The sequence below is a fragment of the Enterobacter cloacae complex sp. P27C genome (assembly GCF_014895705.1).
GTDB classification, from domain to species: Bacteria; Pseudomonadota; Gammaproteobacteria; order Enterobacterales; family Enterobacteriaceae; genus Enterobacter; species Enterobacter bugandensis.
On record NZ_JADBQB010000001.1, the window covers coordinates 116,934 to 131,465 of the forward strand.

General features: G+C 55.7%; 9 protein-coding genes. 6 read left to right on the forward strand and 3 right to left on the reverse strand.

Going from position 1 to position 14,532, the window contains the following annotated elements; all coding sequences use genetic code 11:
• The first annotated feature begins 1 nt into the window (after position 1).
• The 6 genes from mukF to IM291_RS00565 all read left to right on the forward strand — a co-directional run bounded on the left by mukF (position 2) and on the right by IM291_RS00565 (position 9,856).
• The gene (gene mukF, locus IM291_RS00540; RefSeq protein ID WP_041910621.1) at positions 2 to 1,324 is read left to right on the forward strand and encodes a chromosome partition protein MukF; all 1,323 of its coding nucleotides are present in this window, start codon (positions 2 to 4) and stop codon (positions 1,322 to 1,324) included.
• Complete coding sequence (mukE, locus tag IM291_RS00545) at positions 1,305 to 2,009, forward strand: chromosome partition protein MukE (protein WP_008499954.1); 705 nt, start codon at positions 1,305 to 1,307, stop codon at positions 2,007 to 2,009. Before mukF ends, mukE begins: the two co-directional genes overlap by 20 nt.
• Positions 2,009 to 6,460: a chromosome partition protein MukB gene (gene mukB / locus IM291_RS00550; RefSeq protein ID WP_150143237.1), complete on the forward strand. Its 4,452-nt coding sequence runs from the start codon at positions 2,009 to 2,011 to the stop codon at positions 6,458 to 6,460. The genes mukE and mukB overlap by 1 nt, the downstream gene beginning before the upstream one ends.
• 178 nt (positions 6,461 to 6,638) lie before the next feature.
• Positions 6,639 to 8,462 carry a L,D-transpeptidase gene (gene ldtD, locus IM291_RS00555; RefSeq protein ID WP_192985903.1) on the forward strand — a complete coding sequence of 608 codons (1,824 nt, stop codon included), beginning with the start codon at positions 6,639 to 6,641 and terminating at the stop codon, positions 8,460 to 8,462.
• Positions 8,463 to 8,636: 174 nt separating this feature from the next.
• Entirely contained in the window at positions 8,637 to 9,188 is a 552-nt protein-coding gene (locus tag IM291_RS00560) for a YcbK family protein (RefSeq protein WP_048999377.1), read from the forward strand.
• Between the two features lie 20 nt (positions 9,189 to 9,208).
• The gene (locus IM291_RS00565) at positions 9,209 to 9,856 is read left to right on the forward strand and encodes an MBL fold metallo-hydrolase (RefSeq protein WP_192985904.1); all 648 of its coding nucleotides are present in this window, start codon (positions 9,209 to 9,211) and stop codon (positions 9,854 to 9,856) included.
• 48 nt (positions 9,857 to 9,904) lie between these two features.
• Here IM291_RS00565 and aspC read toward each other — a convergent pair whose 3' ends face one another.
• From aspC to asnS, 3 genes are all read right to left on the reverse strand, one after another.
• Positions 9,905 to 11,095 (reverse strand): aspartate transaminase, encoded by a 1,191-nt coding sequence (gene aspC / locus IM291_RS00570; RefSeq protein WP_045261757.1) that lies wholly within the window; start codon positions 11,093 to 11,095, stop codon positions 9,905 to 9,907.
• A gap of 184 nt (positions 11,096 to 11,279) precedes the next feature.
• Positions 11,280 to 12,398: a porin gene (locus IM291_RS00575; protein ID WP_275991486.1), complete on the reverse strand. Its 1,119-nt coding sequence runs from the start codon at positions 12,396 to 12,398 to the stop codon at positions 11,280 to 11,282.
• A 605-nt stretch (positions 12,399 to 13,003) separates the two neighbouring features.
• On the reverse strand, positions 13,004 to 14,404 hold the full coding sequence (gene asnS, locus IM291_RS00580; protein ID WP_192985905.1) for an asparagine--tRNA ligase: 1,401 nt from the start codon (positions 14,402 to 14,404) through the stop codon (positions 13,004 to 13,006).
• Positions 14,405 to 14,532 lie beyond the last annotated feature (128 nt).

Below are 14,532 nucleotides of genomic sequence, written 5' to 3' on the forward strand. Positions count from 1 at the left end.
TATGAGTGAATTTTCCCAGACAGTCCCCGAACTGGTTGCCTGGGCCAGGAAAAACGATTTCTCCATCTCGCTGCCGGTAGACAGACTCTCTTTCCTGCTGGCGGTTGCCACACTGAACGGCGAACGGCTGGATGGTGAAATGAGCGAGGGTGAACTGGTGGATGCGTTCCGCCACGTCAGTGATGCGTTTGAGCAAACCAGCGAAACCATTAGCGTGCGTGCCAATAACGCAATCAACGATATGGTGCGTCAACGTCTGCTGAACCGCTTTACCAGCGAGCAGGCGGAAGGAAACGCCATCTATCGCCTGACGCCGCTGGGCATCGGCATCACCGACTACTACATTCGCCAGCGCGAATTTTCCACGCTGCGTCTCTCCATGCAGCTCTCGATCGTGGCGGGTGAGCTTAAACGTGCCGCCGACGCGGCCGATGAAAACGGTGACGAATTCCACTGGCACCGCAACGTTTACGCGCCGCTGAAATACTCGGTGGCCGAGATTTTCGACAGTATCGATCTCACTCAACGTCTGATGGATGAGCAGCAGCAGCAGGTGAAAGACGATATCGCGCAGCTGCTGAACAAAGACTGGCGTGCGGCCATTTCCAGCTGTGAACTTTTATTGTCAGAAACCTCCGGTACGCTGCGTGAGCTGCAGGATACGCTGGAGGCCGCAGGGGACAAGCTGCAGGCCAACCTGCTGCGCATCCAGGATGCGACCCTGGCGCACGACGATCTGCATTTTATCGACCGTCTGGTGTTTGATCTGCAGAGCAAACTTGACCGCATTATTAGCTGGGGCCAGCAGTCGATCGATCTGTGGATCGGCTATGACCGCCACGTGCATAAATTTATCCGTACCGCGATTGATATGGATAAAAACCGCGTCTTTGCTCAGCGTCTTCGTCAGTCGGTACAGACCTACTTTGATGCACCGTGGGCGCTGACCTATGCCAATGCCGATCGTCTGTTGGATATGCGCGACGAAGAGATGGCGCTGCGCGATGAAGAGGTCACCGGTGAACTGCCGCCGGATCTGGAGTACGAAGAATTCAACGAAATTCGTGAGCAACTTGCGGCGATGATCGAAGAACAGCTCGCCGTCTACAAAACCAGACAAGCGCCGCTGGATCTTGGGCTCGTGGTGCGCGACTATCTGGCGCAATATCCGCGCGCGCGCCACTTCGACGTTGCCCGCATTGTGGTAGACCAGGCGGTGCGCCTGGGTATCGCGCAAGCAGACTTCACCGGACTGCCGCCGAAGTGGCAGCCAATTAACGATTACGGAGCCAAGGTACAGGCGCATGTCATTGACAAATATTGAACAAGTGATGCCAGTTAAGCTGGCACAGGCGCTGGCGAATCCGTTATTTCCGGCGCTGGACAGCCAGCTGCGTGCCGGTCGTCACATTGGCCTGGACGAGCTGGATAATCACGCCTTTTTGATGGACTTCCAGGAGTACCTGGAAGAGTTTTACGCCCGCTATAACGTGGAGCTTATCCGCGCGCCGGAAGGCTTTTTCTATCTGCGCCCGCGTTCCACGACCCTGATCCCGCGCTCCGTGCTCTCCGAGCTGGACATGATGGTTGGCAAAATTCTTTGCTATCTCTACCTCAGCCCGGAACGCCTGGCAAATGAAGGCATCTTCACCCAGCAGGAGCTGTACGATGAACTGCTGACGCTGGCGGATGAGAGCAAGCTGCTTAAGCTGGTGAATAACCGTTCGACGGGGTCGGATCTTGACCGTCAGAAATTACAGGAAAAGGTTCGCTCTTCCCTGAACCGTCTGCGCCGTCTGGGGATGGTCTGGTTTATGGGCCACGACAGCAGCAAATTCCGCATCACGGAATCGGTCTTCCGCTTCGGCGCCGACGTGCGTGCGGGCGATGACGCGCGTGAAGCGCAGCTTCGCATGATCCGCGACGGTGAAGCGATGCCGGTGGAAAACCATTTGCAGCTCAATGATGAGCATGAAGAGAATCTGCCGGATAGCGGGGAGGAAGAGTAATGATTGAACGCGGTAAATTTCGCTCACTGACGCTGATTAACTGGAACGGCTTCTTTGCCCGAACCTTCGATCTGGATGAGCTGGTCACGACGCTCTCCGGTGGTAACGGGGCAGGTAAATCCACCACCATGGCGGCGTTTGTAACGGCGCTGATCCCCGACCTGACGCTGCTTCACTTCCGTAACACCACCGAAGCGGGCGCGACAAGCGGCTCCCGCGATAAAGGCCTGCACGGTAAGCTGAAAGCGGGCGTCTGTTATTCCGTGCTGGACGTCATCAACTCCCGTCACCAGCGCGTGGTGGTGGGCGTACGTCTGCAACAGGTTGCCGGCCGCGACCGTAAAGTGGATATCAAACCGTTCGCCATTCAGGGGCTGCCAACCTCCGTACAGCCGACCGCGCTGCTGACGGAAACGCTGAATGAACGCCAGGCGCGCGTCCTGACGCTGCAGGAGCTGAAGGACAAGCTTGAAGCCATCGAAGGGGTGCAGTTTAAGCAGTTCAACTCCATTACCGACTACCACTCCCTGATGTTCGATCTGGGCGTGGTGGCGCGCCGTCTGCGCACCGCTTCAGACCGTAGTAAATACTACCGTCTGATCGAAGCGTCCCTGTACGGCGGTATCTCCAGCGCCATTACCCGTTCCCTGCGTGACTACCTGCTGCCGGAAAACAGCGGCGTGCGTAAGGCCTTCCAGGACATGGAAGCGGCACTGCGTGAAAACCGCATGACGCTGGAAGCGATTCGCGTTACCCAGTCTGACCGCGACCTGTTTAAACACCTGATCAGTGAAGCGACCAACTACGTGGCGGCGGACTACATGCGCCACGCCAACGAGCGCCGCGTCCATCTCGATCAGGCATTAGAATATCGCCGCGAGCTGTTTACCTCCCGTAAACAGCTGGTGGCCGAGCAGTACAAGCACGTCGAAATGGCGCGCGAGCTGGGTGAGCACAACGGTGCCGAAGGCGATCTGGAAGCCGACTACCAGGCCGCCAGCGATCACCTGAACCTGGTGCAGACCGCGCTGCGTCAGCAGGAAAAGATCGAACGCTACGAAGCGGACCTCGATGAGTTGCAAATTCGTCTCGAAGAGCAGAATGAAGTGGTGGCCGAAGCCGCCGAGATGCAGGAAGAGAACGAAGCCCGCGCCGAAGCCGCCGAGCTGGAAGTGGACGAGCTGAAAAGCCAGCTTGCGGACTACCAGCAGGCGCTGGACGTGCAGCAGACGCGTGCGATTCAGTACAACCAGGCGCTGCAGGCGCTACAGCGTGCGAAAGAGCTGTGTCATCTGCCGGATCTGACGCCGGACAGTGCCGACGAGTGGCTGGACACCTTCCAGGCCAAAGAGCAGGAAGCCACCGAGAAACTGCTCTCGCTTGAACAGAAAATGAGCGTCGCGCAAACGGCGCACAGCCAGTTTGAACAGGCTTATCAGCTGGTAGTTGCGATTAACGGCCCGCTGGCGCGTAGCGAAGCCTGGGACGTTGCCCGTGAATTGCTGCGCGACGGCGTCAACCAGCGCCATCTGGCCGAGCAGGTGCAGCCGCTGCGTATGCGCCTGAACGAGCTGGAACAGCGTCTGCGCGAGCAGCAGGAAGCCGAGCGTCTGCTGGCCGAGTTCTGCAAGCGTCAGGGTAAACATTACGATTTCGACGAGCTTGAGGCCCTGCATCAGGAGCTGGAAGCGCGTATTGCGGCCCTGTCCGATACCGTATCAAATGCCAGCGAACAGCGTATGACGCTGCGTCAGGAGCTGGAGCAGCTTCAGTCCCGTTCGAAGGCGCTCCTGCAGCGTGCGCCGGTCTGGCTGGCAGCGCAAAGCAGCCTGAACCAGCTCAGCGAACAGTGCGGCGAGCAGTTCGAATCCAGCCAGCAGGTGACCGAATACCTGCAACAGCTGCTGGAGCGCGAGCGCGAAGCCATTGTTGAACGTGACGAAGTGGGTGCCCGCAAGCGTGACGTCGATGAAGAAATCGAGCGCTTAAGCCAGCCGGGCGGGTCAGAAGATCCGCGTCTGAACACGTTAGCCGAGCGTTTTGGCGGCGTACTGCTGTCTGAGATTTACGATGACGTTGGCCTGGACGATGCGCCGTACTTCTCCGCGCTGTACGGTCCGTCCCGCAACGCAATTGTGGTGCCGGATCTGTCGCTGATTTCTGAGCAGCTCGCAGGGCTGGAAGATTGCCCGGAAGATCTCTACCTGATCGAAGGGGATCCGCAGTCGTTCGATGACAGCGTTTTCAGCGTTGACGAGCTGGAAAAAGCGGTGGTGGTGAAAATCGCCGATCGCCAGTGGCGTTACTCCCGCTTCCCGGAGCTGCCGCTGTTTGGCCGCGCCGCGCGCGAAAGCCGCATCGAAAGCCTGCACGCCGAGCGTGAAACGCTGTCTGAACGCTTTGCCACTCTGTCGTTTGACGTACAGAAAACCCAGCGTCTGCACCAGGCGTTCAGCCGCTTTATCGGCAGCCATCTGGGCGTGGCGTTTGAAGCCGACCCGGAAGCGGAAATCCGCAAGCTCAACACCCGCCGTGGCGAGCTGGAGCGCGCGATTGCCAGTCATGAAAGTGACAACCAGCAGAGCCGCGTCCAGTTCGAACAGGCGAAAGAGGGCGTCGCTGCCCTTAACCGCATTCTGCCGCGCCTGAACCTGCTGGCTGATGACACGCTGGCCGACCGCGTGGATGAGATCCAGGAACGTCTGGATGAAGCCCAGGAAGCCGCGCGCTTCGTGCAGCAGCACGGCAACCAGCTGGCGAAGCTGGAGCCCGTCGTGTCTGTACTGCAGAGCGACCCGGAACAGTTCGAGCAGTTAAAAGAAGATTATGCCTGGTCGCAGCAGGTGCAGCGCGAAGCGCGTCAGCAGGCGTTTGCCCTGACGGAAGTGGTGCAGCGTCGTGCGCACTTCGGCTACTCCGATTCGGCTGAAATGCTGAGCGGTAACAGCGACCTGAATGAAAAACTGCGCCAGCGCCTTGAGCAGGCGGAAGCGGAACGTACCCGCGCTCGCGAAGCGATGCGCAGCCACTCCGCTCAGCTGAACCAGTACAACCAGGTGCTGGCCTCGCTGAAAAGCTCCTTCGACACCAAGAAAGAGCTGTTAAACGACCTGCAGAAAGAGCTGCAGGACATTGGCGTTCGTGCCGACAGCGGGGCGGAAGAGCGCGCGCGCATTCGTCGTGATGAGCTGCATAGCCAGCTCAGCAATAACCGCGCGCGTCGTAATCAGCTGGAAAAAGCGCTCACCTTCTGCGAAGCGGAAATGGATAACCTGACCCGCCGCCTGCGCAAGCTGGAGCGCGACTATCATGAAATGCGCGAGCAGGTCGTGACGGCGAAAGCGGGCTGGTGCGCCGTGATGCGGATGGTGAAAGACAACAACGTTGAACGTCGTCTGCACCGTCGCGAGCTGGCATACCTTTCTGCCGATGAGCTGCGTTCGATGTCGGATAAGGCGCTGGGTGCGCTGCGTCTGGCGGTGGCGGATAACGAACACCTGCGCGATGTGCTGCGCATGTCAGAGGATCCGAAACGTCCTGAACGTAAAATTCAGTTCTTCGTTGCGGTTTATCAGCACCTGCGCGAGCGTATTCGTCAGGACATTATCCGTACCGACGATCCGGTCGAAGCCATCGAACAGATGGAAATTGAGCTGGGCCGCCTGACGGAAGAGCTGACCTCCCGCGAGCAGAAGCTGGCGATCAGCTCCCGCAGCGTGGCGAATATCATTCGCAAAACCATTCAGCGCGAGCAGAACCGTATCCGCCAGCTGAACCAGGGGCTGCAGAGCGTCTCGTTTGGTCAGGTCAACAGCGTGCGTCTTAACGTCAACGTGCGTGAAGCCCACGCGACGCTGCTGGAAGTGCTCTCTGAGCAGCACGAGCAGCATCAGGATCTGTTCAACAGCAACCGTCTGACCTTCTCCGAAGCGCTGGCGAAGCTGTATCAGCGCCTGAATCCGCAGATTGATATGGGCCAGCGTACGCCGCAAACCATCGGTGAAGAGCTGCTGGACTATCGTAACTACCTGGAAATGGAAGTTGAGGTAAACCGTGGTTCAGACGGCTGGCTGCGTGCGGAATCCGGAGCGCTGTCGACCGGTGAAGCGATTGGTACCGGGATGTCGATTCTGGTGATGGTGGTGCAGAGCTGGGAAGATGAAGCGCGCCGCCTGCGCGGGAAAGACATCTCCCCATGCCGACTGCTGTTCCTCGATGAAGCGGCGCGTCTTGATGCCCGCTCGATTGCCACGCTGTTTGAGCTTTGCGAACGTCTCGATATGCAGCTCATCATTGCGGCACCGGAAAACATCAGCCCTGAAAAAGGCACCACCTATAAGCTGGTGCGTAAAGTGTTCCAGAACAGCGAACACGTGCACGTTGTCGGGCTGCGTGGCTTTGCGCCGCAGCCGCCGGAATCATTGCCGGAAACCACGGCGGACGCTTCCTGAGGCGTTTTGTTACAAAGAGCGGCGCAGAAGCGCCGCTTTTTTTATTCTCTTAACTTGTGTTCAGGGCTGCGTTATCTTTAAACTTCTTTACATAAGGTAAGGCAACAGAGTTGTCGTCTACCTATAATAAAAGAAAGCCCCACCGTGATGGGCATGTCGTGAAAACAGGGGGCAAGGGATGTTGCTAAAGAAAGAATGTGGTCGTCAGCTGTCAGCGCTGAGTTTATGTCTGGCAGTGATGTTTGCTCCACTGTTAACCGCCCAGGCCGACGAGCCTGAAATTGTGCCGACTGACAGCACCGCAACGACAGGCGCGCAGCCGACGTCATTGTCTCAGCCGCTGGAACAGTCTACGGCTACGGCCATCATGGCCGGGATTAAGCCGCTGCCGGAAGGCATCGACGTTGAATCGCTCAGCCAGCAGCTCCAGACAGGCCTGCCTGCAGGCTACACGCCTGCCTATATCAATCAGCTCACGCTGCTTTATGCTGCCCGCGATATGAAACCCATGTGGGAAAATCGTGATGCCGTGCGCGCCTTCCAGCAACAGCTGGCGGAAGTGGCGATTGCGGGATTCCAGCCGCAGTTTACGAAGTGGGTTGAGCTGTTAACCGATCCTGCCGTCACCGGTCAGGCGCGGGACGTGGTCCTTTCCGATGCCATGATGGGTTACCTGCAGTTTGTGGCGGGTATTCCGGTCAATGGCAACCGCTGGCTGTACAGCGATAGGCCCTATAAGCTGGCGACGCCAGCCCTGTCGGTGATTAACCAGTGGCAATTAGCGCTGGATAACGGCGATCTGCCGCGCTTCATTGCCAGCCTCGCGCCGGCGCATCCACAGTATGCCACGATGCACCAGTCGCTCCTCGCGCTGGTGGGGGACTCGCGTCCATGGCCGCAAATGCGGGGGACCGCAACGCTGCGTCCGGGTCAGTGGAGCAGCGATGTGCCAGCCCTGCGCGAGATCCTTAAACGCTCCGGTATTCTTGATGGCGGGCCCAACATTGCCCTGCCGGGCGACGATCCGCAAAGCGCGGTGGTCAGCCCGTCAGCGCCCATAAAAGAGAACAAGGCCACTACCCTGAGCAATAAGCCCGAGGCTTACGATCGCGAGCTGGTCGCCGCGGTTAAACAGTTCCAGGCCGCTCAAGGACTGGGAGCCGATGGCGTCATTGGACCTTCAACGCGTGACTGGCTTAACGTATCGCCTGCGCAGCGGGCCGGGGTGCTGGCGCTTAATATTCAGCGTTTGCGTTTGCTGCCGGGCACGCTGTCTACCGGCATTATGGTCAATATCCCTGCCTATTCACTGGTTTATTATCAGGATGGTAGCGAGAAGCTGGCCTCGCGCGTGATTGTCGGGCGTCCGGATCGCAAAACGCCGATGATGAGCAGCGCGTTAAATAACGTGGTGGTTAACCCGCCGTGGAACGTGCCGCCGACGCTGGCGCGTAAGGACATTCTGCCTAAGGTCTGGAACGATCCGGGTTATCTGGAACGTCACGGCTATACGGTCATGCGTGGCTGGAACAGTAAAGAGGCGATCGATCCTTACATGGTCGACTGGTCGACGATCACGGCCTCCAACCTGCCGTTCCGCTTCCAGCAGGCTCCCGGAGCGCATAACTCGCTGGGGCGCTACAAATTCAACATGCCAAGTTCAGATGCTATCTATTTGCACGATACGCCGAACCACAATCTGTTCCAGAAAGATACCCGGGCACTGAGTTCAGGCTGCGTGCGCGTGAATAAAGCCTCGGAGTTGGCCAACATGCTGCTGCAGGATGCGGGCTGGAACGATACGCGTATTTCTGACGCCCTGAAGCAGGGTGATACGCGCTACGTGAATATTCGCCACAACATTCCGGTTAATCTTTATTATCTGACAGCGTTTGTGGGTGAAGACGGTCGCACTCAGTACCGTACAGATATTTACAATTATGATCTCACCGCGCGATCCGGCGCACAAATTTTGCCAAAAGCGGAACAATTAATCAGGTAAATGAAGTAGTTCGGGAAAAATGATTGTCGTAAGTTATGGTGAATCGGGGCCAATATCGCTGTAAGCCGCGTATTCACTGGGGTTGGGCGCCTTGACGTACTCTGTTTTGCCAGTTAAGGTGCCCTTCGTGCGCTAAGCATATTACGATTTCCTTGACCTGTAGACCTGATTATCATGGACAAATTTGACGCTAATCGCCGCAAGCTGCTGGCGTTAGGTGGTGTTGCGCTTGGCGCAGCGGCCATCTTACCGACGCCAGCATTTGCCACCCTCTCGACACCTCGTCCGCGCGTTTTAACGCTCAGCAATCTTCACACCGGTGAGTCGCTAAAAGCGGAGTTTTTCGATGGCAGAGGCTATATTCAGGATGAATTAGCAAGACTCAACCATTTTTTCCGTGATTTCCGCGCGAATAAAGTCAAAGCCATCGACCCAGGACTGTTTGATCAGCTTTTCCGCCTTCAGGGCCTGCTGGGCACCAGCAAGCCGGTGCAGCTTATTTCTGGTTACCGCTCAATTGATACCAACAATGAACTGCGCGCCCATAGCCGTGGGGTAGCGAAAAAAAGCTACCACACGAAGGGACAGGCAATGGATTTCCACATTGAAGGCGTTTCGTTAGCCAATATTCGCAAAGCCGCGTTATCTATGCGCGCGGGTGGTGTAGGATATTACCCCAGCAGCAACTTTGTGCATATTGATACCGGGCCGGTTCGGCACTGGTAATAACGAAACACAGGAGCAGTATGAACTATCGTATTATTCCGGTTACCGCGTTCTCCCAGAACTGTTCATTAATCTGGTGCGAGCAAACCAAACTGGCCGCGCTTGTCGATCCCGGCGGTGACGCTGAGAAAATCAAGCAGGAAGTCGCAGCAAGCGGCGTGACGCTGATGCAGATTTTGCTGACGCATGGTCACCTCGACCACGTAGGCGCAGCGGCTGAACTGGCTAAACACTACGGTGTGCCGATTATTGGCCCGGAAAAAGAAGATGAGTTCTGGCTGCAGGGGTTACCCGCCCAAAGCCGCATGTTTGGCCTTGATGAGTGTCTGCCATTGACGCCCGATCGCTGGCTGAACGAAGGAGAGCGCGTTAACGTAGGGAATGTGACTTTACAGGTGTTGCATTGTCCTGGGCATACGCCAGGCCATATCGTCTTCTTTGACGACCAGTCCCGTCTGCTGATTTCCGGCGATGTGATTTTCAAAGGTGGCGTAGGACGCAGCGATTTTCCGCGCGGCGATCACGGGCAGCTGATTCAGTCGATTAAACAGAAGTTATTGCCGCTGGGTGATGACGTAACGTTTATCCCTGGACACGGTCCGATATCGACGCTGGGCTATGAACGGCTCCATAACCCGTTCCTTCAGGATGAAATGCCTGTCTGGTAACCGGCATAAAAAAAGCCTGCTTAACGCAGGCTTTTTTGTGGGCGCAAATTACAGGACGGCGACAATAGCTTCGCACAGTGGCGCCATGTTGTCAGGGGTCATGCCTGCAACGTTTACGCGGCCAGAGGCTACGGCGTATACGCCAAACTCTTCACGCAGACGCAGAACCTGCTCTTTGGTCAGGCCGCTGAACGAGAACATACCGTTCTGTTTGATGATGAAGCTGAAGTCGCGGTCAGCGCCTTTCTCAGCCAGGGTGTTCACAAACAGCAGGCGCATGCGCTGGATACGCTGACGCATATCGTTCAGCTCTTGTTCCCAAATCGCGCGCAGCGCATCGTTGCTCAGAATGGTCGCAACAACAGACGCACCGTGTGCCGGCGGGTTGGAGTAGTTCGCGCGGATCACGGATTTCATCTGGCTGAAGGCGCGATCGACGGTTTCATCGTTCGCCGCAACCAGCGTACAGGCACCTACTCGCTCATTGTACAGACCAAAGTTCTTGGAGTAGGAGCTTGCAACGATCAGCTCCTGATGAACGGCAGCGAACGCGCGCAGGCCTTCTGCATCTTCTTCCAGACCGCGGGCGAAGCCCTGGTAAGCAAAGTCAAACAGCGGCAGCCAGCCTTTTTCTACGGACAGCTTCGCCAGGTGTTCCCACTGCTCAAGCGTTGGATCGATACCGGTTGGGTTGTGGCAGCAGCCGTGGAACAGCACCACGTCACCCGCCTGCGCTTCGCTCAGGCTTGAGAGCAGGCCGTCAAAGTCGAGAGCGTGGTTTGCCGCGTCGTAGTAAGCATATTCGCGCACTTCCAGACCTGCAGAGTTAAAGACGCTCTTGTGGTTCGGCCAGCTTGGGTTGCTCACCCAGACGCGCTTAACAGAGGTGTTTTTAGCAAGGAAATCCGCCGCCACGCGCAGCGCGCCGGTACCGCCAGGGGTCTGCGCCGTGCGCGCACGTTTGTCACTCACAATTGCGCTGCCTTTACCGAACAGCAGCTCCTGGGTGCAGCGACCAAATTCAGGAATACCATCAATACCGAGGTAGTTTTTGGTGGTTTCATTTTCCAGCAGATACTGCTCCGCTTTCTTAACGCTGGTCAGTACCGGAGTTTTGCCGGTTTCATCTTTATATACACCAATACCCAGGTTGATTTTGCCAGGGCGGTCGTCGGCACGAAACAGATCGGCCAGGCCCAGAATAGGGTCGGCAGGAGCGGCGGTAATGTTCTCAAACATGACGAAGTTCCATTGTGATTACAGAAGTGAAATCCGCTATCAGGTTAACGGGAGATTTACAAAATGCCAACCGTTTGCGACGAAAAGCGTGCGGCTTTTCAAAAGTCGCCATTATTTTCTGTCAGGCATAAAAAAACAGGGCCGAAGCCCTGTTCATTATGCATATAACAACGTGGTGTTCTGATTAGAACTGGTAGGTTACACCCACAGCAGCCATATCGTCGTTGCCGTTCAGACCGCCAACCACTTTCGCGTAGTCGGTGTCTTTGTCCAGCAGGTTGATGTAGTAGTCAGCCCACACGTTGAAGTTTTTGTTGAAGTAGTAAGTCGCGCCAACCTGGATGAATTTAGCCAGGTCTGCATCGCCGCCTGAGAAGGTGCCGTTAGCATTGGTTACGCCAACCAGGTCTTTACCTTTGGTCTGCACGTAAGAGATTGCCGGACGCAGGCCGAAGTCGAACTGGTACTGAGCAACCACTTCGAAGTTCTGCGTTTTGTTAGCAAAACCAGCATCGCCGCTGGAACCGGTACGAGTGGTATTGCGGGTTTCAGCATAGGTGGTTGCCAGGTAGAGGTTGTTGGCGTCGTATTTCAGACCCACGCCCCATGCTTCAGCTTTATCGCCCAGGCCGTCAGCTTTCTGATTCAGAGTACGGTTTGCGTTGCTGTAAGATGCGATTGCACCGAAGCCTTCGCCAAAATCGTAACCCAGAGAGTAACCTACGCCGTCACCGTTGGAGGTTTTAACGTCAGTACGGTCGTTTTTGCCCTGGTACTGTACGCCCATGCTCAGACCGTCAACCAGACCGAAGAAGTCGGTGTTACGGTAGGTCAGCAGGCCGGTGCTGCGGCTGGTCATGAAGTTATCAACGTAGTTACCGCCCCAGGTCATCCCGGAGAAGGACGGCGCCATATCGGTGTAAGATTCTACGTCGTAAACGATACCGTAGTTACGACCGTAGTCGATGCTGCCAGCATCGCCCGCTTTCAGGCCCGCAAAGGCCAGACGGTTTTTGTTAGCCTGAGCGGTGTTCTCAGCCTGGTTAGCCATGAAGCGGTATTCCCACTGGCCGTAACCGGTCAGCTGATCGTTGATCTGGGTTTCGCCTTTAAAACCGATCTGCGCGTAAGTTGCGTCGTTGTTGTTAGTGTCATCGCCAGAGGTCACAAAATCGTGCTCGGCGTTAACTTTCCCGTAGAAGTCCAGTTTGTTGCCGTTCTTGTTATAGATTTCTGCAGCGTTTGCTGCACCGGCTACCAGCAGGGCAGGGATTACCACTGCCAGAATATTGCGCTTCATCATTATTTATTACCCTCATTGGTTTTTTTATGACACTCGCCACTGCCGTCAATAAATTCTGTCAATAAATATTTCCGGAACTATTGATGAGAGTTTGGTGTCTTTATGTATCTGATAGGCATCTTTCCATTCACCGAAGCGTTTCGCTAGCCTGAAAGTGCTACAATTCTCAAGATTGAGTTACAGAAAGAAAATATGTGTAACTAAATGTGTATTTTTGGGAACTTTGTGAACCATCTCAAATTTCAGAACCCCCTGGCGAATTAAGCATCGGTTTGTTTCCTATATATATGAATTCCTTATGATTAATTTGGATAAAGGCAATTCCTATAAACGAATGTTAAACGACTCGTTTTTTCTTATGACCCAATAAAGACTTCTGGATGGCTGAAAAATTGGTTGAAATTTGTGCTATTACTTCAGGATGTAATAATCGCAATAAGAATGAGGTTAATTTTTTGTGGCTGGATATTTCGCGGAAACAAAACGTAACAGGTAGCGGTTGTGACGGGCTAGTGGTTTAAAAACGCTGACTTTACGCTGACAAAAACTTACAGGGCAGAATAAAATAATGGCCAGCAAATGCTGGCCATTGTCTGTTGTGTTGCTTAGAAGCTGGCGTTGCGTGGTGTACGCGGGAACGGAATTACGTCACGCACGTTCTGAACGCCAGTAACGTAGGCGATCAGACGCTCGAAGCCCAGACCGAACCCAGCGTGCGGAACGGTGCCATAACGGCGCAGATCGCGATACCAGCTGTAGTCCGCAGGGTTGAGACCCATCTCTGCCATGCGCGCATCAAGCACGTCCAGACGCTCTTCACGCTGAGAACCACCAATGATTTCACCGATGCCCGGCGCCAGTACGTCCATCGCTGCCACGGTTTTCCCGTCTTCGTTAAGGCGCATATAGAAGGCCTTAATGTCTTTCGGGTAGTTTTTAACGACAACCGGCGCTTTGAAATGTTTCTCGGCGAGATAGCGTTCGTGCTCAGACGCCAGATCGACGCCCCAGTAAACCGGGTTCTCAAACTTCTCACCGCATTTCTCAAGGATCGCTACCGCATCGGTATAGTCCACCTGCGCAAAGTCGGCAGAGACGAAACGCTCCAGACGTGCCACAGCATCGCTGTCTATGCGTTCGGCGAAGAACTTCATGTCGTCAGGACGCTCTTCCAGCACCGCTTTGAAGACGTACTTCAGCATCGCTTCTGCGAGACCTGCAACGTCATTCAGATCGGCAAACGCCACTTCCGGCTCCAGCATCCAGAACTCCGCCAGGTGGCGGCTGGTGTTGGAGTTTTCGGCGCGGAAGGTTGGGCCGAAGGTATAGATCTTAGACAGCGCACAGGCGTAGGTTTCGCCGTTGAGCTGGCCGGATACCGTCAGGAAGGCTTCTTTACCAAAGAAGTCTTTGTCGTAGTCGACTTTACCTTCCGGCGTGCGCGGCAGGTTTTCCATGTCCAGCGTCGAGACGCGGAACATTTCGCCTGCGCCTTCCGTATCGGACGCGGTGATCAGCGGGGTAGACACCCAGAAATACCCCTGCTCATCGAAGAAGCGATGCAGCGCCTGGGCCAGCGTATGGCGCACGCGAGCCACCGCACCAATCAGGTTGGTACGCGGACGCAGGTGTGCGACTTCACGCAGGTATTCAATGCTGTGACGTTTAGCCGCCATCGGGTAGGTGTCCGGATCTTCAACCCAGCCAGTCACTTCAATGGCAGAGGCCTGGATCTCGAAACTCTGGCCCTGGCCCGGAGATGCCACGACCACACCGGTGACGATAACGGAACAACCCGTCGTCAGGCGCAGAACGTCATCATTGTAATTGGGCAGAGAATTATTAATGACGGCCTGTACAGGATCAAAGCAGGAACCGTCATAGACGGCAAGGAAGGAGATGCCAGCTTTAGAATCTCGGCGAGTACGCACCCATCCGCGCACGGTGACCTCCTGGTCAACGGCGACACGGCCCTGGAGTACGTCGGCTACAGGCACAACGCTCATAATATTCTCTCTGTTAATAGTCGGAAAAAATAAACACTTGTCCACCCCAAGACGGGGGGATATCTATGTTACCTGCCAACCGCTATCAGACAAGTAAATTTCGCAGTCAAAAGAGAAGAATTGAGAAA